This is a genomic window from Pseudomonas yamanorum, assembly GCF_013386765.1.
GTDB classification, from domain to species: Bacteria; Pseudomonadota; Gammaproteobacteria; order Pseudomonadales; family Pseudomonadaceae; genus Aquipseudomonas; species Aquipseudomonas yamanorum_A.
Window position 1 is genome coordinate 31,775 of sequence record NZ_JACARE010000043.1, and the last position, 19,079, is coordinate 50,853.

The following is a 19,079-nucleotide window of genomic DNA, read 5'->3' on the forward strand; positions in this document are numbered from 1 at the left end:
CCCAGCAATGCCCATTGCCCATGATCAATCGTCCTGGTGACGTCGCTCAGCGTTGTGACAAGAACTCAGCGCTGCAAGTTTCTTGCGAAGCTTGCAAAAGCGCGACTCCGCCTGGCGCCTGCCCCTCCCTCGCACGCAGGTTCGCCGGGAGAAATTGCCCGAATGCATCCCCTTGAGCTATTCGGGGCATAGAAAAAAACAACATCATAATGATGGCACTGTCTGATACCTTATCGTACGAATACAGCCACTCCGAGGATTGTCATGGGCGAAGGCGCTCCTATTCCGCCGAATGAAATTGAACGGCTAAAAGAGGTCGCAAGATTTTGTCCAACCGACAGCGATGAAGATGATGTGTTTGATAAAATCGTCGAGATGGCGGCTGCCTACTACAACGTCCCCATCGCACTGATTTCAATCGTCGAAAAACACCGGCAATGGTTCAAGGCACGGGTGGGTCTTAAAGAAACGCAGACTCCGCGAGAAGTGTCTTTCTGCGCCTACTCTACGCTGGACAACTCCCTGTTGGAGGTGTCGGACGCAACGCGGGATGCCCGCTTCAAAGACAATCCCCTGGTAACAGGCCCGCCGCATATTCGTTATTACGCGGGCGCCCCCTTGATCACCGAGGATGGTTTTACCCTGGGAAGTCTCTGCATCATCGATACCGTCCCCCGCCCGCCCATGAGCGAGCGTGACAGTGCAATGCTCAACGGCTTCGCTGAGCTTGTAATGATGCGCATACAGGGCATGCGCTCGCGCAATTTTGTGGACCAACCCACGGGGCTGTTTAACCGGCTCAGGCTTGAGGAGGATATCCGTCAAGCGGTCAAGCTTAACAACCGGTGCCAGGTGTATGCCGTTGACATTATCTCGCCAAAATTCCTCAACGATATTGTAAAGGCCCTGGGTTATAGCTTTGCGGGAGACTTGGTGCTGGCGATCAAATCACGCTTGCAAAAACTCTTACCCGCGCGGTGCCTGCTTTACAAAATAAGCCCGACCCGGTTTGGCTTCCTCCTTGAGGAGGATCAAACCACCGCACACATCTGCGAAAGTATTCTCACCGACTTCAAAATGCCGGTTGAATGCCATGGCATCCCCATACTCATGCAAGTGGGGATTGGTGTGCTGCCTATTCATGGTGCAGGGCAGCAAGACTGGCTGCGCCTGCTGGTGAGCGCGGCAGATGAGGCGCGTGACCGCAAGCTGGGATGGTCGCTCTACGAACCCCAGTTTGACGCTGCTCAACAACGCGCTTTCATGTTATTGAGTTCGTTGCCGGAAGCGGTCAGCTCCGACCAACAGTTCAGCCTGGTGTATCAGCCCAAGATCAAACTGCCTTCGGGAACCTGTCATTCGGTCGAGGCATTGCTGCGGTGGACCCATCCGTTGCTTGGTCCCATCAGCCCTGCCGAATTCATACCCCTGGCTGAAAAAACCGCCCTGATACCCTCCGTCGGGTTATGGGTGCTCAACGCAATCATCCGGCAAGCGATTGTCTGGAAGGCGCAAGGCCTGCGCCTGCGGATCGCGATGAATATCACCGTCAGCGATCTGGAAAGCGCCGAGTTCGTGGACGCCATGATTCATGAAATTCAAACCTGCGGCCTGGACCCGGCCGGCTTTGAGCTTGAGTTCACCGAAAGCATGCTGATGACCAACCCTGAAGAAGTCATCCGGCAGCTGGAGCGTGTGCGCAGGTTTGGCGTAGAGGTTGCCGTGGATGATTTCGGAACGGGCTACAGTAACTGGGCGTATTTGAAGGAACTACCGGCCACCACCGTCAAGCTTGATCAGTCACTGATCAGCGGGCTGGGCAGCAATCAAAATGACAAACAATTGGTCAAAACCCTGATCGGCCTGGCGAAGGGGCTCGGCTACCGCATCGTTGCCGAAGGCGTGGAAAATCAGGAAATCCTGGACCTTTTAATACAGTGGGGATGTTCCGAAGCACAGGGCTACCTGATAGCAAGGCCCATGAGCGCAACGGACCTGGAAACCTGGATCAATCAAGTCAGCGACCGCGAATCGGCACAGTAGCCACCCTCAGACGCTAAGGTTTGTTCGGCGTTGCGGGCGCTTGCAGAAAGCCCCGCGCCAACTGCTGGTATAACTCCGGCCCCATCCTCGCGCTGACCGCTTTGGCAATCAGGGCGACGGCCATCAGACTGATCACCATCCCATGGCTGTCGATCATCTCCATGACGATGATGGCGGACGTGATCGGCGACTGTGTGACAGCCGCCAGGAAACCCACCATGCACAGCGCAATCATCGGTTGGGCCGCCACGTGGAAAAAGTCGGCGGCATTGGCCCCCACGGCTGCGCCTACTGCCAGGGACGGAGCAAAAATACCGCCGGGGATACCGGAAAAATAGGTCACGACAGTGGCAAGAAAACGCGTGATGGGCGCATGCCATGGCAGGCCGATGTCGGACACGATGATCTGTGAAGTGATGCCGTAGCCGCTGCCAAATGACATACCGCCGCTGAGCCAGCCGAGCACAGCCACAATCAGCCCGCAGCCACCGGCGAACCACACCGGGTGCAAGCGGCGCCACTCCCAGAGCACGAACCGATGATGCCGTTGTGGCCACAGCAGCATCCGGCTGAATAATCCTCCGAGGAGGCCGCAACCGATTCCGGATGCCAGCGCCGGAACGATGATGTCCAAGCTGAGATCTTGCACGTCCAGGTGGCCGAAATAGTTGTAGTTGCCCTGTAAAGCGATCGCGACCATCCCCGACAGGATGATCGTGCTGAGCAGCACGCCACTGGTCCGGGTTTCCAGCTTTCGCCCAAGCTCCTCTACTGCAAAGGCCACACCGGCCAACGGCGTGTTGAATGCAGCAGCAATGCCCGCGGCGCCTCCGGCCAGGATCAGGTCTTCGGGGCGGATAATCCGCGCATTGGGCAGGTAGCGGTGAAAGAAGTGCATGATCGACGCAGCCACCTGAACCGAGGGACCTTCGCGCCCCGCCGAAAAGCCCCCCGTCAGCGCCAGTGTTCCAAGACCGATCTTGGCAAACGCAATACGCAAAGACACCAGTTGGCTGACAGGTTTGCCCTGGTGGGCCAGCCGCGTGGCAGCGATCACCTGGGGAATACCGCTGCCCTGGGCCCCGGCAAAAAACCGGGTCGTCAGCCACACCACCAGCATGCCGACCAGCGGTGTGTAGATAAATGGCAGCCAAGGGCGCCCTGTCGTCTGCTGAGCAAACTGCATCAGTGCCAGGTCGGCCAAGCGGGCAAACATCACCACCAGCAGGCCCGCACAGGTAGCCGCCGCCCAGAGCGTCACGCGGGTGCGCCAGCGGATAGAGGTAAAGCGACGGCGTAGCAACAATAACGGTTTGATCACCCGAGCAGATTCCCGTTGAGGTTCGATGGCATGCAGCGTCAAAAACCCCGGATGCCCTTGCTTCAGACGCGCCGATATCCAGGCGCAACCACTCTAGTGCGCGCGCAGCAATGGTGTCACGAGTTTATCCCGCAACGGCCGATCGATTTTGTGAGCTATGACGCGGCGGGATAGCTGCCAGGCCAGGCAGAAAAAAGGCCCACATCGTGGGCCTTCGCAAGAAACGCGTGAATGTCAGGCCAGTTCGAAACGGTCCAGATTCATCACTTTGGTCCAGGCCGACACGAAGTCCTCGACGAATTTGTCCTCGGCGTCGGCACTGCCATAAACCTCCGACAGCGCCCGCAGCTGGGCATGGGAACCGAACACCAGGTCGACACGTGTACCCGTCCACTTGACTGCACCGGTCTTGCGGTCGTGGGCCTCAAAGGTATCGTGGGAGCCTGGGGCTGGCTTCCATTCAACCCCCATGTCCAGCAGGTTCCTGAAGAAGTCATTGCTCAGGGTCCCCGGGCGATCCGTGAAGACGCCGTGCCTGCTCTGCCCGACATTGATATTCAAGGCCCGCAGGCCGCCCAACAGCACGGTCATTTCGGGTGCGGTCAATGTCAGCAACTGCGCCTTGTCGACCAGCAGCGCTTCAGCCGACACCTTGTAGTGGCCCTTCTGGTAGTTCCGAAAGCCATCGGCGACCGGCTCAAGGAAGCCGAACGACTCGACATCCGTCTGTTCCTGAGAAGCATCCGTACGCCCGGCCGTGAAAGGCACCGAGATCTGACGGCCCGCATTTTTTGCCGCCAGCTCAACACCCACACTGCCCGCCAGCACGATCAAATCGGCCAGCGAAATCTTTTTGCCCCCCGCCTGTGCGGAGTTGAAGTCGCTCTGAACAGCTTCCAGACGCTTCAACACGCCCGACAGTTGCTCAGGCTGGTTGACCGCCCAATCCTTCTGCGGCGCCAGGCGCAGGCGTCCGCCATTGGCGCCCCCGCGTTTATCGGAGCCACGGAAGGTGGAAGCTGCCGCCCATGCCGTCGAAACCAGCTGCGAAACCGTAAGCCCCGATGCGAGCAGCTTTTGCTTGAGCGCAGCGACGTCCTGTTCGTCCACCAGCGGATGATCGACGTTGGGAATCGGGTCCTGCCACAGCAACTCTTCCGTCGGGGTTTGCGGGCCGAGATAACGGGCAAGCGGGCCCATGTCACGGTGGGTCAGCTTGAACCAGGCGCGGGCAAACGCGTCGGCCAGTTGGTCAGGGTTGGCGAGGAAACGTCGGGAAATCTGTTCGTACGCCGGGTCGAAACGCAGCGCCAGGTCCGATGTGAGCATGCTCGGCGCATGCCGCTTGCCAGCGTTATGGGCATCCGGAATCTTGCCGGCGCCCGCCCCGTTCTTCGGTGTCCACTGATGTGCGCCCGCCGGGCTCCTGGTCAGCTCCCATTCAAAGCCAAAGAGGTTTTCGAGGTACTCATTGCTCCATTTCGTCGGTGTAGACGTCCAGGTCACTTCCAGCCCGCTGGTGATGGTGTCACCGCCCTTGCCGCTGCCGAATGTGTTTTTCCAGCCAAGCCCCTGCTCTTCCAGGCCTGCCGCCTCCGGTTCCGGGCCGACGTTATCAGCCGGGCCTGCGCCGTGAGTCTTGCCAAAGGCGTGACCGCCGGCAATCAGCGCAACGGTCTCTTCATCATTCATCGCCATGCGACCGAAGGTCTCACGAATATCCTTCGCCGAGGCAACCGGGTCCGGAACACCTTCAGGCCCTTCCGGGTTCACGTAGATCAGGCCCATCTGTACCGCCGCGAGGGGGTTTTCCAGATTGCGCTCACCGCTCCCGGTGCGGCTTTCTTCGCTGCCATGAATCTGCGGCTCGGCCACCAACGTACCGTCGCCCGGCTGCTGCATTTTCTTTTGCGCGCCGTAACGCTCCTCTCCCCCCAGCCAGGTGGTCTCGGAGCCCCAGTACACATCTTCGTCCGGCTCCCACACATCCGGGCGACCGCCAGAGAACCCGAAAGTCTTGAAGCCCATGGACTCCAGCGCAACGTTACCGGTGAGTACGATCAGATCGGCCCAGGAAATCTGGCGGCCGTACTTTTGCTTGACCGGCCAGATCAGGCGACGCGCTTTGTCCAGGCTGACGTTGTCAGGCCAGCTGTTGAGCGGTGCAAAGCGCTGCTGTCCCGCACCGGCACCGCCACGACCATCAGCGGTACGATAGGTCCCGGCGCTGTGCCAGGCCATGCGAATGAACAGCGGGCCGTAGTGGCCAAAGTCCGCCGGCCACCAGTCCTGGGAGTGCGTCATGACATCGCGCAAATCCCGCTTGACGGCTTCGAAGTCAAGGCTCTTGAATGCCTTGGCGTAGTCGAAGCCCTCCCCCATGGGGTCGCTGAGGGACGAATGCTGGTGCAGGATCTTGAGATTCAGTTGCTGTGGCCACCAGTCCCGATTCGTGGTGCCGCCACCCGCAGCGTGGTTGAACGGGCATTTCGATTCAGTTGACATGCTTGATCTACCTTTCCGTCATGTTCATCCGTACCATCGCGCCCATTGCAGCACTTCAGACATTGATGGCTGAATCTCAAGATTAGCCTTGATCGCAGAAAACTCTAATAGCCAGAACGTTATCGCTCGATAGGCAACGTTAACTGAATGCCCAAAAAAAGAGGCAGGTGCTCAAGGTGTCGAGTGACCTCCTCATCGGGCAGGCAATTTTATCGGATGCGACACCGTCGCTGACTTAGTCGTACTTAGTCGTACCGTTGAAAAATCTTCGAGATGATTTTCCATTGACCCTCTATTTTGAGCAGCGAAAGAAAGTCATGGAAGCTCGCGCCCAAAACGTCATTCTCCATGTCCACGCGCACGACTGCCGCTGTGGGTGCGATAGCCAGGATATCCAGACGACTGCGAGCGTCGGGTGAGGCACCCAGTGCGTTGAAGAAGCCCGCAAATGCCGGAATAGCTGGACCTTGCAGCAGCTCGTCGCCGCTATAGCCCCACATGATCGCATCTGCGTGGAAGGCCTTCTCAATTCCGGCGATATCCCCAGAGCGATAGCCGTCGATATAAGCCTGTGCTGCCTGAATCACATCATCGTACTCAGTGGTGTCCACTGGTTTTATATGCAAAGTCATGTTGAACCCTCGAAAGCTACTTAGCGAAAGATGTTGTTCGTGCCAACAACTTTACGTATGAGTACGGGAAACGAAAACGACGTTTATCCCTCACTTCAGGCCAAAAAAATATCACTCCTGAGAGCCATCAAGAACGCCAGGCCCCGTGGCGTTACACTAGGGCTCCCGGTAACCTGGGACTGAAAACGCTGGAGCTGAGCTGCGATGTACCGAATTGGATTTTTTGTCTGCCCTGGTCACGATGCCCTTGATCTTGCTGGGCCATTGTCTGCGTTCAATCAAGTGGCGACAGCTGTTGGTTATAAGCCGTATGAGCTTCGCGTCGTATCGCGCTTCGGAGGGTCGGTTATTGGCAATTCAGGCCTTCCGGTCGAAACAACTCCCTTTGGCAAGGACACCTTTGACACCGTCATTTTTGTGGGTGGTGAAGTCGAACCAATGCTGACAGCAGAGAATCTCGACGCTGCAAGGCAATTGATCGTCAACGCTTCGCGAGTCGCAAGCGTATGCACGGGTGCGTTCTTGTTGGCAGAAATCGGCCTGCTGAACGATCGCCGGGCCACGACGCACTGGTTTCACACTGCACAACTGCAATCGCGTTTTCCCCGCATCAAAGTTGAAGGGGACGTTATTTTTATAGAGGACGGACACGTCTGGACGTCGGCGGGCATTGCTTCCGGGATCGATCTGGCGCTCTCTATGATTGAGAAAGATATGGGTGCTAATGTAGCGCGCGATGTCTCCAGATTGCTGGTCGTTCCATACCGCCGACTGGGTGGCCAGTCGCAGATTTCCGCGATGTCGCAAATGGAACCAGAGTCAGATCGCATCCGTATTGCGCTGAAATTCGCCAGAGAGCATCTGTCTGAGGCGTTACCAATCGAGCGACTCGCCGATGCGGCGAGATTGAGCCTGCGACAGTTCGGACGAGCATTCCGCCGAGAAACGGGAGAAACACCCGCTAAAGCAGTAGAACGCTTACGCGTCGAAGCGGCGTGTTTACGCCTGCAAGAAGGCAGCGAGCCGATCGAGCAAATTGCTCTGGCGGTGGGCTTTACTGACCCAGAACGGATGCGTAGGGCATTCGTTCGGCTGCATGGATATTCACCGCAATATGTCCGCCGCGAGAATCGGTTGAGTGAGGAGCGGTGAGCCCTCGATGGTCAATTGGCGGTACTTAGCCCGCGTCCATACCCAGGAACTGACCGTAGAGCAGCCCCCGCCGGATGGTCCGCCGAGAACAGCGCTACGAAACCAAGATCAGGTGGCAGCCAGTTTTGATAATTGCGCTCGACGCGCCATATGCTCATTCGCGACTCTCACCGCTTCGTCAGTCCGCCCCCACAGCCCCGTTATCTGTGCGACGATCTCTGGCCGCGCGGTACGTGGATTCCCCGAGTTCATTGTCGGCTGCGGGTCGTACTCGAGCACGAGTTGCGTAAACTCAGCCGCGTCCCGACCTTTGAGTTCGGCGATGACCTGCAGCGCAAAGTCGATACCTGCCGTTACACCGCCGCCTGTGATTCGGTTCCTGTCGACGCATACCCGTTCGTAGCTCGGTTCGATACCCAGTGCGATAAGGGGTTCGTAGAAAGGCCAATAGGTCGCTGCACGGTAGCCCTCCAATAGTCCCGCCATAGCAAGAAGTACAGAGCCTGTGCATACAGCGGTGACATAGGTGGCAGTCTTGCCTGCGCGAGCAATAAAATCGAGCAGCTCCTGGTCCTTCATGATCTCAGGCGTTCCTCCGCCACCTGCGACAAACAGCACGTCCAGGTTATCTGGAACGTCATCAATCGTGATCGTGGGGTTCATGGTGACGCCCATATCCGTGGGAACGGGCTCCAGGGTCTTCCAGATTATGTGGGTTTTGGCATGAAGGCCGAATGCCGTCTGTGGGCCGGCCAAGTCCTGCAGAGTGAAACCAGGAAAAATCACCATGCCAATCTGCAGTTGGCGGCCTTCACTCTCATTGCTCATCTCATCAGACATTACCGTCTCCTCTCGTCGTACTTGACTAAAAGAGTATTCCTGCCGGACGCTGCACGTGAGTGGCTTAAATGACATCGAGCGATCGTTTTCTGCCAGTTATTTTGATTGTGAGAGCGGAGGTCGACGCCGTGCATAAAATTGCGGTTCTGGTATTGAATGACGTGGTGCCGTTGGACTTTGGTATCGCTTATCAGGTTTTCGCTTTGGCTTCTCAAGTTGATGGGAGCAAAGCTTACGAGGTGGAGGTGTGCGCACCCGAGCGGACAATTCGGGCCACTGGCTTTGATATGAATGTGCGGTACGGCCTCGACCGTCTTGAGCTGGCCCACACCATTGTCATTCCCGGGTGTGAAGACCCGTTTGGAGAGGTTCCAGAGGCGGTAAGAATTGCTCTTCGCCAGGCACACGCTCGTGGTGCAAGATTAGCGTCAATCTGCACAGGAGCTTTTATCCTTGCCGCGAGCGGTCTTCTAAGCGGAAAGCGCGTCACGACGCATTGGCGCTTCGCCGAGGACTTGGCCAGGCTTCACCCAGAGATAAGAGTAGAACCTAATGTTCTATTCGTTGATGAAGGTAGCATCGTGACTTCGGCGGGAGCGTCAGCAGGATTGGATATGTGTTTGCATCTCGTGCGACGCGATTATGGTCAGTCTGTTGCGGCAAACACTGCCCGCCTAGCGGTCGCGCCACTGTACCGTGATGGTGGTCAGGCCCAGTTTATTCGTCAGGAGCTTCCAGGCTCTCCAACAAGCTTGGCGCCCTTGATCGAATGGATACGAGACAATTTGAACAGTTCGCACACGGTCGATAGTCTTGCGGCTCGCGCCAACATGAGCTCCCGCACCTTTGCTCGGCGATTTCAAGAACAGACCGGTACTACTCCTTTACAGTGGCTTCTCACCGCTCGTATTGATCGAGCGCGTGCATTGCTTGAGGAGAGCGAGACATCGATTGATCAAACAGCATTTCTTTCCGGATTCGGGTCTGCAGTGACCTTCCGGTCGCGGTTCAGAAAAGTCGTTGGCCTCACGCCAACTGAGTACCGTCGTCGTTTCAGCCCGGCCAACTAAATCACAGGCAAAAAAAAGCCACTCGTTAGAGTGGCTTTTTCTTTGTGTTTGGAGCGGGAAACGAGACTCGAACTCGCGACCCCGACCTTGGCAAGGTCGTGCTCTACCAACTGAGCTATTCCCGCGTCTTGGTGATGCGCATTCTATAGAATCCTCATCACCCGTCAACCCCTTGATTCAAAAAAGTTTTATTTCTTTTCAACCTCGGTGCGCAGATGCGGCCAGGCGGCGCGCAAATATTGCAGCATGGACCACAAGGTCAGGCCTGCGGCGATCAGCAGCAAGGCGTAGCCCAGCAATACCCAGAAGGAGAAGTCCGACGGGTTGGCCAGCAGGATCACCAAGGCCAACATCTGCGCCGCGGTTTTCCATTTGCCCATGTTGGACACGGCCACATGGGCTCGGGCGCCGATTTCGGCCATCCATTCCCGCAGGGCCGAGACGACGATCTCGCGCCCAATGATCACGGCCGCCGGCAAGGTCAGCCAGAGGTTGCCGTGTTCCTGCACCAGCAGCACCAGGGCCACCGCTACCATCAATTTGTCGGCCACCGGGTCGAGGAACGCGCCAAACGGCGTGCTCTGCTCCAGGCGGCGGGCCAGGTAGCCGTCCAGCCAGTCGGTGGCGGCCGCAAAGGCAAACACCGAACTGGATGCCATGTAGCTCCATTCGTACGGCAGGTAAAACAGCAAAATGAAAATCGGGATGAGCAGGACGCGTAGTACGGTGATCAGATTAGGGATATTCATCGGCACAACTGGCTACGAGGTGAGAAGGCATTCTACTCGCTGTGCAGATTTGCATAAATCAACTCTGCGAGCTTTTTACTGATACCGGGAGCTTTGGCTATTTCTTCGATGCTGGCACGGGACAGCTCCTGCAAGCCACCAAAATGTTTTAACAAGTCGCGCCGCCGTGTCGGCCCGACCCCCGCCACCCCTTCCAGGGTTGAGGTACGCCGGGTTTTGCCACGCCGGGCACGGTGGCCGGTAATGGCGAAACGGTGGGCTTCGTCGCGGATCTGCTGGATAAGGTGCAGCGCCGGGGAGTCGCCCTTCAAGGTGAACTCATGGGCCGCATCATTCAAGTATAAGGTTTCGAAACCGGCCTTGCGGGTGGCGCCCTTGGCCACGCCGAGCAGGATCAGGTCGGGCACCGCCAATTCGTTGAGCACGTCGCGGGCCATGGACAACTGCCCCTTGCCGCCGTCCACCAGCAGGATGTCCGGCAGCTTGCCCTCGCCGTCCTTCAGCTTGCTGAAGCGCCGGGTCAGGGCCTGGTGCATGGCGGCGTAGTCATCGCCCGGGGTGACGCCTTCGATGTTGTAGCGCCGGTAATCGGACTTGATCGGCCCCTCCGGCCCAAACACCACGCAGGAGGCCACGGTGGCCTCGCCGCTGGAGTGGCTGATGTCGTAACACTCGAGGCGCTGGGGCGGCTCGTCGAGCTTGAGCACTTCGGCCAGGGCGTCAAACCGTGCAGCAACGTGTTGCCGGTTGGCAAGGCGCGCGCCCAGGGCCTGTTCGGCATTGGTCACGGCCAGTTGCTGCCAGCGGGCACGGGTGCCGCGCACGCGGTGGCTGATGTCCAGCTCGCGGCCACGCAGTTCGTGAATCGCTTCGATCAGCGCCGGGAAGTCCTCGTGCACCACGTTGACGATCAGCTCGCTCGGCAGGTCGCGCTCGGGGCTGCTGACGTAGTACTGGCCGAGGAACGCCGCCATGACTTCGGCGACCTCCTCTTCTATACCGGTCTGGGGGAAGAAGTTCTTGCTGCCCAGCACCCGGCCGCCGCGCACGCTGATCAGGTGCACACAGGCGCCGCCCGGGTTGACGAAGGCAGCGATGACGTCGACGTCGCCGGTGCCGCCTTCCATGCTCTGCTGGTCCTGGACGCGGCGCAGCAGGGATATCTGGTCACGCAGCTCGGCAGCACGCTCGAAATCCAGGGTGCTGGCCGCTTGCTCCATGGCACCGGACAATTCATCGGCCAGGGCGTTACTGCGGCCTTCGAGGAACATCACCGAGTGACGCACGTCCTCGGCGTATTCCGCCGGCTCAACCAGGCCCACACACGGCGCCTTGCAGCGCTTGATCTGGTACTGCAGGCACGGGCGGTTGCGGTTCTTGTAGAAGCTGTCTTCGCACTGGCGCACGAAAAATGCCTTTTGCAGCAGGCTCAGGCTTTCGCGGATGGCGCCGGCGCTGGGGTAAGGCCCGAAATACTTGCCCTTCTGCTTCTTGGCCCCGCGATGGATGCTCAGGCGCGGGAAGTCGCCGTCCGAGAGAAACACGTACGGGTAGGACTTATCGTCACGCAGCAGGATGTTGTAGGGCGGCCGCCATTCCTTGATCAGCGTCTGCTCAAGCAGCAGCGCCTCGGTTTCATTGGCGGTGATGGTGGTTTCGACCTGGGCGATACGCGCCACCAGCGCCGCAGTCTTGGGCGCCAGGCCCGTCTTGCGGAAGTAACTCGCCAGGCGGCTCTTCAGGTTCTTGGCTTTACCGACGTAGAGCAGGCGCGCTTCGCTGTCGAACATGCGATACACGCCGGGGCGGCCACTGCAGGTTGCAAGAAACGCACTCGGATCGAACAGGAATTTTATTTCAGGTGCTGTCATTTCAGGCGCTGGCGTCAACCATGCCGTGGCGTACCGCCAGCAGGGTCAATTCAACATCACTGCTGATGGAAAGCTTCTCGAAAATCCGATAACGGTAGGTGTTCACGGTTTTCGGCGACAGGCACAGCTTGTCGGAGATCGACTGGACTTTTTGACAGCCGACGATCATCAAGGCGATCTGGATTTCCCGCTCCGACAGCGCGTCGAACGGCGAGTCGCTGGTGGGCTGGAATGACTTGATCGCCAATTGCTGGGCAATCTGCGGGCTGATGTAGCGTTGGCCGGCAAACACCAGGCGAATGGCCTGGACCATTTCCGCCAGGCCCGCGCCTTTTGTCAGGTAGCCGGCAGCGCCCGCCTGTAGAAGCCGTGTAGGAAACGGATCTTCCTCACACACGGTGACTACGACGACTTTGATATCCGGATGGCTGCGCAACAACTTCGTAGTGGCGCCAAGACCGCCGATCCCGGGCATCTTGACGTCCATCAAAACCACGTCGGGCTTCAACTCCCGGGCCTTGATCAGAGATTCCTCCCCTGATTCGGCCTGGCCGACTACTTGCAGGCCATCGATGTCAGCCAGCATTCGTGTAATGCCTGTACGAACGAGATCATGGTCATCGACTACTAGCACCCTAATCAAGCAGACACCTCGCGATATGGTCTTATAGGTTGCTGAACACCTTAGCAAAAAACCAAGGCGCAGACCTAGCTGCAAGCGTCATATATATAGAGTTTCAATGCACGACAGACCGTCGCCGAGCGGCTGGCGGCTTAGTTTCCTGGGTAAAAGGTCAAGAATCCTGGGCCGACGACCTGTTTTTCCCGTTGCTCAAGGTTGAATGCTCGGCCAGCGTAGAGGTTAAACGATGGATTGCATCCTGGTCTTCCTTGAACATCGCCCGGTAGTTGCCCAGCACTTTCTCTTCGACCTGACTCAGGTTTTCAAGTTGAGTCGGCGTTGGTGTGCCGGTCAACACGTACAGGATATCGACACCTCTTTCTGCTACGCGAGACAGGTAATCAGCCTTGGGCGCGCGGCCGCCATTTTCATATTTACCCTGTGCGTTTGCCTCTACTCCTCCTATTTCACCAAAATTTTTCTGCGACAGGCCGAGCCGCTCTCTTTCTTGCCTTAACCGGAAACCGATTCCACTCATTTGGATGTATGATCCTATTTGGCACACCTCAAGAGGTGACACACTCATCTCGTTTTACACAAACTTGAACGGTTTTGAACTATGCCCGGTATTCGCACTGCTGCACAAGCCAAGGCCTGGCTGGAACATCAAGGTAAGTCTGTTCAAGCGTTCGCCCGGGAACATGGCGTGGACCCGGCAACCACTTATCAAGTGCTCGCTGGGCGCAAAAAAGGACGGCGCGGAGAAGCCCACAAGGTGGCGGTCCTGTTGGGCATGAAGGACGGCATCATTCCAAATGATGATGAAGTCGTGAGGCAAGAGCAGGAAGTCACTCCGTGAAGTCAGTATGCGCTTATTAAAACCACGTGCCTGTTTTCCTGAAATCAGACAAATCCGCACCTGATCACGGCTGGCAATTGCGCTCCATGCGCCAGAAGCAATCCTCCGCATCCACGATGTCCAGGCCCTTGCGCTGATAGAGCCTTCGCGCCGGGTTGGTCTTGAAAACGGTCAACCGTAAAAGACCCAGCCCTTCGGCGCGCGCCTTGTACACCATCTGCTCGATGACCCAACCGCCCGCCCCTTGATGACGAAATGCCTCTAGGATGTGCAATTCGCGGATATACAGCGCCTTGGGGTCACGACTGAGGCTGACAAACCCCAGCACTTCGTTATCGCGGCACACCAGCCAATTCTCCCGACCGGCCCAGGCGGTATCGAACCCGGCGTCGGACCACGACAAGTCGTATTGGCGATAGTAGTTGCCCATGGCCTGATGAGTCAGGGTTCGGGCGAACGCCAGATGTTGGCTGGTTGCGGCCTGCAGTTGAAACGCCATGAGCCTGCGCTCCCTAAATCGCCAGCTGTTCCCCGTGCCACTGGCCGGCCGTGTTGCGGCGTGCAATCACCAGCGTATCGCCCACACCCGGGGCAGCTGTGATCAAACCGCCATCAGCGCCCCAGATTGCGCTGCGCCCGGCGCACGCCCAGCCACCGGTTGGGCCGCCATGGTTGGCCATCAGCACCACCATGTGATGCTCGGCGGCGTAGCCCTGTAGCACGGTGGTATCAGGAGCGTAGCCGCCTTCGCTGATCAGCACACCGGCGGCATAGATATTCGCCCCGGCCTCGGCAGCCTGCCGTGGATGACTGGCATGGGAGAAATCTGCGCATACCGCCAGGGCGATGCGGTCGTCGCCCCACTCAAGGGCATCGCCGCCCTGCCCTGCCGCAAACGCCGCCTCTTCGCCGGGATGCAGATGCTGCTTGGTATAGACAGCCACCGAGCCATCCGGCCCCAGCACCAGCGCGCCGATCAGCACCTCACTGGCCGCCCCCAGGCGAATTGGCATACCCACCACGGCGGTGATGCGCAGCTCGCGGGCCATCTCCCGCAGCGGCGCCAGCACGCCATCGTCCGGCGCGATCGCCAACCCGGCGGCCAGCGACGGCTCATAGCCGGTCAGGGACAGCTCAGGAAACACCAGCAACTGCACGCCGTGCTCCGCCGCCTTGCGCATGAATGCCAGGTGACGGGCGATATTGCCCGGCACGTCGCCCGCAATAGAGATGGATTGGGCAGCAGCAATGGTCAAGGCAGTCATGGTCGCATCCTGGCAATCATTGGGAAGTCCGTGCAGCATATCGACACTTGGGTCATAGCCGTAAGTACCCAGCCGCGATAGAAATTACTGATTGAATCCACCCGCTCGCCTCAGTTAAGCTCCCTCCCATAATTTGGAGAAACACCATGTTGCAACTCACCCACACTCAGGTTTGCCCTGCTGCCAGCGCCCAGCGCTCGGTCGTGGCTACCCGTGTGAGCGGTTTGAGCGCACTGGTCAGCTTTTATTTTGGGTATTGGTTTAGCCACTGGCGCGCCTGATACCTGAAATCGGCGCCCACTACTCAAGGGGTCGCCTACCAGAGAAATCTAACCCCCGGTCGGCTCCCCGACCGGGGGTTTTGTTTTTTCAGCCCTTATTACTTTTGCCACACACCGAACACTTAAAGGACTCACGACATGAACTACGCCACCTATTACCGCTACGACACCTCCACCGCCTGGCGATTTAGCAAGCTCCGTTCGGGACAGCCTGCCGCCTCCGATCGGTCACCTATTGGTGGCAAGCCAACACACGTAGCCAATACGGCCAATTGTCGAACACCCCAGTAGGGCAGAGCGTGCGGGAACAGCCCGCCGCTTGCCCAGGAAGCCCGAATATGAACTCCTCGATCGCCGCTCTGCCTGTTTCTACCCTGTCCTGCGCCAATGAAGCGCTGACCCAGCGTTTGCCCAGTTCCCTTGAGCTCAAGCACCAACTGCCCCTGAGCCCGTTCCTCAACGAACAGATCCACGCCCATCGCCAAGCCGTGCGCGCCATCCTCAAGGGTGAAGACTCACGCCTGCTGGTGATCGTCGGCCCCTGCTCGATCCACGACCCGGAATCGGCCATGGACTACGCGCGCAACCTGAAGAAACTGGCCCATGAAGTCAGTGACCAGATGCTGCTGGTAATCCGCGCCTACGTCGAAAAACCCCGCACCACCATCGGTTGGAAAGGCCTGGCCTACGACCCGCGCCTGGACGGCAGCGACGACATGGCCGCCGGCCTGAGCCTGTCCCGGGAACTGATGCGCGAAATGCTGCGCCTGGGTTTGCCGGTCGCCACCGAACTGCTGCAACCCATGGCTGCCGGCTACTTCGATGACCTGCTGAGCTGGGTCGCGATTGGCGCACGTACCACCGAATCGCAGATCCACCGCGAAATGGCCAGCGGCCTGGGCATGCCCGTGGGCTTCAAGAACGGCACCGACGGCGGCGTCGCCATCGCCTGTGATGCCATGCGCTCCGCGGCTCACCCACACCGCCACTTTGGTGTCGACAGCCAGGGCCATCCGGCGATCATTCAGACCCCCGGCAACCCCGACACGCACCTGGTGTTGCGCGGCGGCCACCGTGGGCCGAACTACGATCGCCAGAGCGTGGCCCAGGTTCACGCCGACCTGGCCAAGAGCAAAGTCGCGCCACGGATCATGGTCGATTGCAGCCACGCCAACAGCGGCAAAGACCCGCTGCGCCAACCGGCGGTGTTCAACGATGTGCTGGAGCAGCGCTTGCAGGGCGACACGTCGCTGATCGGCATGATGATCGAAAGCCACCTGTTCGAAGGCTGCCAGCCGCTCGGCCCGTCGATGAAATACGGCGTGTCGATCACCGATGGCTGCCTGGGCTGGGACGGTACCGAGCAGTTGCTGCGCAGCGCTGCCGAGCGCTTGCGGGCACACAACCCCGGCGGACAATGAGGATCAAATGTGGGAGCTGGCTTGCCTGCGATAGCGGTGTATCAGTGAACTAATAGGCTGACTGATGCACCGCCATCGCGGGCAAGCCCGACTCCCACAGTGGATCTTCACTGAGTTCAAGGCAGTGGATACAGCCCCTCATCAAACTGCGCCAACTTGGGAAACACCAACGGCTGGTCATCCGCCAGCCGTTCCAGCCGCCGCTGGTAACTTTGCAGAAACTCCTCCCGGGCCTCGGCGCTGATATACGGCACATGCCACGCCACAAACGGCTCCAGCACCTCAAACCCGACATACGCCAGCGTGCCCCGCAGAATCGGCCGCAGCATATCTTCCAGCGGTCCATGAATCGCCCCCTCGCCAAACATATGCTCGCGCCCGCCGAGGGTGACCGTGACCAGCGCCTTCTTGCCGGCGAGCCCGCCCTGATCATAAAAGCGCTTGCCGCCATAGCACACGCCCGACACCAGCACCCGGTCAATCCAGCCCTTGAGCATGGCCGGCGCCGAGAACCAGAAGATCGGGAAGTTGAGGATCAGCAAATCGGCCCACAGCAGCTTGTCCAACTCCTGCTGGATATCCGGCGCGATGGATTGGCTTTTCACCCCCAGTCGCTGCTCCAGCGCATACACCAGGTACTCGGGATTCTCCCGCGCGGTGAAGTCCGAGGCACTGGCCACCGGGTTCCAGTTCATCGCATAAAGATCGCTGACCTGCACCTCATGCCCCTGCGCCTGCAGGGTGGAAATCGCCTGGTCGCGCAAGGCCGCGGTAAACGACTGCGGCTCGGGATGGGCGTGGACAATCAACACCTTCATAAAAACTCCTCAGGAAGTAAGCGCGGCCCGTTCGGCCAGCAAATGGTCGAGCCAGTCGGGGTCCATTTCCGGCTCCGATGAAAACAGCAGGCCGGTGTAATCCTGATACGGCGGGGTGAAGATCGCGCTGCGGCTGCCCTGGTCCACCACCCTGCCCCGCTGCATCACCACCACTTCATCGGCGATGGCGCGCACCGTGGCCACGTCGTGGGTGATAAACAGATAGGCCACGCCCAACTGCTGCTGGATACGGTTGAGCAGCTTCAGCACGCCTTCGGCCACCAGTTGGTCCAGGGCCGAGGTCACTTCGTCGCAGATAATCAGTTGAGGGTCAGCCGCCAGGGCGCGGGCGATGCAAATCCGCTGTTTCTGGCCGCCGGACAGTTCACGGGGCTGACGCTCCATGAAGGTGGCCGGGTCCAGTTCGATCATCTCCAGCAACTCGGCGACCCGGGCGCGCATGGCTTTGCCCTTGAGACCGAGGTAGAAGGTCAGCGGCCGACCGATGATGTCGACGATGCGCTGGCGCGGATTCAGGGCCGTGTCGGGGATCTGGTAGATCATCTGGATCCGCCGCAATTGCTCCTTGCTGCGCCGCCGGAAGTCCGCCGGTAACGCTTCACCGTCATACAACACCTGCCCCGCCGTGGCCGGCAGCAATCCGGTGATCAGCCGCGCCGTGGAGCTTTTGCCGCTGCCGGACTCCCCGATCACCGCCAGCGTCTGGCCGCGATACAGGCTCATCGACACGTCGTGCAGCACCGGCTGATGCCCGTAGCTGGCACACACCTGGCGCACTTCCAGCAGCGGCACTTGCTGCTGCGGACAGGCCTTGGGCTCGGTGCGAAAGCTGCGCACCGCCCACAGGGATTTGGTGTAGTCCTGCTGCGGTGCGCTGAGCATGGTGCGGGTCTCGGCCTCTTCCACCAGCTTGCCGTGACGCAGCACCATGATACGGTCGGCCATTTGCGCGACCACCGCCAGGTCATGGCTGATATACAGCGCGGCGCTGCCGAAGGTTTTTATCGCATCACGAATCGCCGCCAGCACTTCGATCTGGGTGGTGACGTCGAGAGCGGTGGTGGGTTCATCGAAGATGATCAGGTCAGGGTGACAGGCCATCGCCATGGCGGTCATCACCCGTTGCAGTTGCCCGCCGGACACCTGGTGCGGATAACGTTGGCCGATGGTTTCCGGATTCGGCAGGCGCAGCACACGGTACAACTCCACCGCCTCGCGTTCGGCCTGGGCACGGCTGATGCCGCCGTTGATCACGGCAGTTTCCACATGCTGGTCAATCAGCCGGTGCGCCGGGTTGAACGACGCGGCAGCGCTTTGCGCAACATAGGCAATGCGCAGGCCGCGCAGCTTGCGCAAGGCTTCGGGCTTGGCCTGCAACAGCTGGATGCCGTCAAAGCACACCGAGCCCCCGGTGATGCGGCAACCATCGCGGGCAAAGCCCATGGCTGCCAGGCCAAGCGTTGACTTACCCGCGCCAGACTCACCAATCAGCCCCAACACCTCGCCCCGTTGCAAGGTCAGGTCGATGCCCTTGATCAGCGGATGCCAGGCGTCCTCGTAATGCCCTTCAATCTGCAGGTTGCGGATTTCCAGCAGTGGCTTGTCCATC

General features: G+C 59.3%; 17 protein-coding genes and 1 tRNA gene. 5 read left to right on the top strand and 13 right to left on the bottom strand.

The features are described 5' to 3' along the window. The first annotated feature begins 264 nt into the window (after window positions 1–264). Window positions 265–2,043, top strand: a complete 1,779-nt coding sequence (locus HX875_RS27420; RefSeq protein WP_177047470.1) for a sensor domain-containing phosphodiesterase — start codon at window positions 265–267, stop codon at window positions 2,041–2,043. A gap of 13 nt (window positions 2,044–2,056) precedes the next feature. Here the strand turns inward: HX875_RS27420 and HX875_RS27425 are convergent, their stop codons facing one another. From HX875_RS27425 to HX875_RS27435, 3 genes are all read right to left on the bottom strand, one after another. Beyond that, on the bottom strand, window positions 2,057–3,364 hold the full coding sequence (locus HX875_RS27425) for a chloride channel protein (RefSeq protein ID WP_177047472.1): 1,308 nt from the start codon (window positions 3,362–3,364) through the stop codon (window positions 2,057–2,059). 234 nt (window positions 3,365–3,598) lie between these two features. Further along, a complete protein-coding gene (gene katG / locus HX875_RS27430; RefSeq protein ID WP_177047474.1) occupies window positions 3,599–5,869 on the bottom strand; it encodes a catalase/peroxidase HPI in 2,271 nt (756 codons plus the stop codon). A gap of 245 nt (window positions 5,870–6,114) precedes the next feature. Then, complete coding sequence (locus HX875_RS27435) at window positions 6,115–6,501, bottom strand: nuclear transport factor 2 family protein (protein WP_177047476.1); 387 nt, start codon at window positions 6,499–6,501, stop codon at window positions 6,115–6,117. Window positions 6,502–6,705: 204 nt separating this feature from the next. On the opposite strand from HX875_RS27435, the gene HX875_RS27440 reads away from it, so the two are divergent. Then, the gene (locus HX875_RS27440) at window positions 6,706–7,653 is read left to right on the top strand and encodes a GlxA family transcriptional regulator (protein ID WP_177047478.1); all 948 of its coding nucleotides are present in this window, start codon (window positions 6,706–6,708) and stop codon (window positions 7,651–7,653) included. A gap of 108 nt (window positions 7,654–7,761) precedes the next feature. On the opposite strand, the gene HX875_RS27445 is transcribed toward HX875_RS27440, so the two are convergent. Continuing rightward, window positions 7,762–8,493 carry a DJ-1/PfpI family protein gene (locus tag HX875_RS27445; RefSeq protein ID WP_177047479.1) on the bottom strand — a complete coding sequence of 244 codons (732 nt, stop codon included), beginning with the start codon at window positions 8,491–8,493 and terminating at the stop codon, window positions 7,762–7,764. Window positions 8,494–8,561: 68 nt separating this feature from the next. Here HX875_RS27445 and HX875_RS27450 point away from each other — a divergent pair, with 68 nt between their 5' ends. Next, the gene (locus tag HX875_RS27450; protein WP_218172020.1) at window positions 8,562–9,563 is read left to right on the top strand and encodes a GlxA family transcriptional regulator; all 1,002 of its coding nucleotides are present in this window, start codon (window positions 8,562–8,564) and stop codon (window positions 9,561–9,563) included. 49 nt (window positions 9,564–9,612) lie between these two features. Here HX875_RS27450 and HX875_RS27455 read toward each other — a convergent pair. From HX875_RS27455 to HX875_RS27475, 5 genes are all read right to left on the bottom strand, one after another. After that, window positions 9,613–9,688 (bottom strand) — tRNA-Gly (locus HX875_RS27455). Between the two features lie 63 nt (window positions 9,689–9,751). Continuing rightward, window positions 9,752–10,312, bottom strand: a complete 561-nt coding sequence (pgsA, locus tag HX875_RS27460; RefSeq protein ID WP_003208929.1) for a CDP-diacylglycerol--glycerol-3-phosphate 3-phosphatidyltransferase — start codon at window positions 10,310–10,312, stop codon at window positions 9,752–9,754. Between the two features lie 32 nt (window positions 10,313–10,344). Continuing rightward, window positions 10,345–12,183, bottom strand: a complete 1,839-nt coding sequence (uvrC, locus tag HX875_RS27465) for an excinuclease ABC subunit UvrC (RefSeq protein WP_029616035.1) — start codon at window positions 12,181–12,183, stop codon at window positions 10,345–10,347. Between the two features lies 1 nt (window position 12,184). Next, window positions 12,185–12,826 (bottom strand): response regulator transcription factor GacA, encoded by a 642-nt coding sequence (gene gacA, locus HX875_RS27470; RefSeq protein WP_008436066.1) that lies wholly within the window; start codon window positions 12,824–12,826, stop codon window positions 12,185–12,187. Window positions 12,827–12,977: 151 nt separating this feature from the next. Beyond that, window positions 12,978–13,343 (bottom strand): helix-turn-helix domain-containing protein, encoded by a 366-nt coding sequence (locus tag HX875_RS27475; RefSeq protein ID WP_177047481.1) that lies wholly within the window; start codon window positions 13,341–13,343, stop codon window positions 12,978–12,980. Between the two features lie 81 nt (window positions 13,344–13,424). Here HX875_RS27475 and HX875_RS27480 point away from each other — a divergent pair, with 81 nt between their 5' ends. Next, a complete protein-coding gene (locus HX875_RS27480; RefSeq protein WP_177047483.1) occupies window positions 13,425–13,664 on the top strand; it encodes a DNA-binding protein in 240 nt (79 codons plus the stop codon). A gap of 64 nt (window positions 13,665–13,728) precedes the next feature. On the opposite strand, the gene HX875_RS27485 is transcribed toward HX875_RS27480, so the two are convergent. Continuing rightward, complete coding sequence (locus HX875_RS27485; protein ID WP_177047484.1) at window positions 13,729–14,163, bottom strand: GNAT family N-acetyltransferase; 435 nt, start codon at window positions 14,161–14,163, stop codon at window positions 13,729–13,731. Window positions 14,164–14,176: 13 nt separating this feature from the next. Then, window positions 14,177–14,929, bottom strand: a complete 753-nt coding sequence (locus HX875_RS27490) for a carbon-nitrogen hydrolase family protein (RefSeq protein WP_177047485.1) — start codon at window positions 14,927–14,929, stop codon at window positions 14,177–14,179. 619 nt (window positions 14,930–15,548) lie between these two features. Here HX875_RS27490 and HX875_RS27495 point away from each other — a divergent pair. After that, window positions 15,549–16,631: a 3-deoxy-7-phosphoheptulonate synthase gene (locus HX875_RS27495; RefSeq protein WP_177047487.1), complete on the top strand. Its 1,083-nt coding sequence runs from the start codon at window positions 15,549–15,551 to the stop codon at window positions 16,629–16,631. A 116-nt stretch (window positions 16,632–16,747) separates the two neighbouring features. Here HX875_RS27495 and HX875_RS27500 read toward each other — a convergent pair whose 3' ends face one another. Beyond that, window positions 16,748–17,449 carry an NAD(P)H-dependent oxidoreductase gene (locus HX875_RS27500; protein WP_177047489.1) on the bottom strand — a complete coding sequence of 234 codons (702 nt, stop codon included), beginning with the start codon at window positions 17,447–17,449 and terminating at the stop codon, window positions 16,748–16,750. Window positions 17,450–17,458: 9 nt separating this feature from the next. After that, window positions 17,459–19,078 carry an ABC transporter ATP-binding protein gene (locus tag HX875_RS27505; RefSeq protein ID WP_177047491.1) on the bottom strand — a complete coding sequence of 540 codons (1,620 nt, stop codon included), beginning with the start codon at window positions 19,076–19,078 and terminating at the stop codon, window positions 17,459–17,461. Window position 19,079: the final 1 nt, after the last annotated feature.

Coding starts and splice junctions, on each gene's coding strand:
- HX875_RS27420 (WP_177047470.1), top strand. CDS start 265: ATGGGCGAAGGCGCTCCTATTCCGCCGAATGAAATTGAACGGCTAAAA.
- katG (WP_177047474.1), bottom strand. CDS start 5,869: ATGTCAACTGAATCGAAATGCCCGTTCAACCACGCTGCGGGTGGCGGC.
- HX875_RS27435 (WP_177047476.1), bottom strand. CDS start 6,501: ATGACTTTGCATATAAAACCAGTGGACACCACTGAGTACGATGATGTG.
- HX875_RS27440 (WP_177047478.1), top strand. CDS start 6,706: ATGTACCGAATTGGATTTTTTGTCTGCCCTGGTCACGATGCCCTTGAT.
- HX875_RS27445 (WP_177047479.1), bottom strand. CDS start 8,493: ATGTCTGATGAGATGAGCAATGAGAGTGAAGGCCGCCAACTGCAGATT.
- HX875_RS27450 (WP_218172020.1), top strand. CDS start 8,562: ATGACATCGAGCGATCGTTTTCTGCCAGTTATTTTGATTGTGAGAGCG.
- pgsA (WP_003208929.1), bottom strand. CDS start 10,312: ATGAATATCCCTAATCTGATCACCGTACTACGCGTCCTGCTCATCCCG.
- uvrC (WP_029616035.1), bottom strand. CDS start 12,183: ATGACAGCACCTGAAATAAAATTCCTGTTCGATCCGAGTGCGTTTCTT.
- HX875_RS27475 (WP_177047481.1), bottom strand. CDS start 13,343: ATGAGTGGAATCGGTTTCCGGTTAAGGCAAGAAAGAGAGCGGCTCGGC.
- HX875_RS27480 (WP_177047483.1), top strand. CDS start 13,425: ATGCCCGGTATTCGCACTGCTGCACAAGCCAAGGCCTGGCTGGAACAT.
- HX875_RS27485 (WP_177047484.1), bottom strand. CDS start 14,163: ATGGCGTTTCAACTGCAGGCCGCAACCAGCCAACATCTGGCGTTCGCC.
- HX875_RS27490 (WP_177047485.1), bottom strand. CDS start 14,929: ATGACTGCCTTGACCATTGCTGCTGCCCAATCCATCTCTATTGCGGGC.
- HX875_RS27495 (WP_177047487.1), top strand. CDS start 15,549: ATGAACTCCTCGATCGCCGCTCTGCCTGTTTCTACCCTGTCCTGCGCC.
- HX875_RS27500 (WP_177047489.1), bottom strand. CDS start 17,449: ATGAAGGTGTTGATTGTCCACGCCCATCCCGAGCCGCAGTCGTTTACC.
- HX875_RS27505 (WP_177047491.1), bottom strand. CDS start 19,078: ATGGACAAGCCACTGCTGGAAATCCGCAACCTGCAGATTGAAGGGCAT.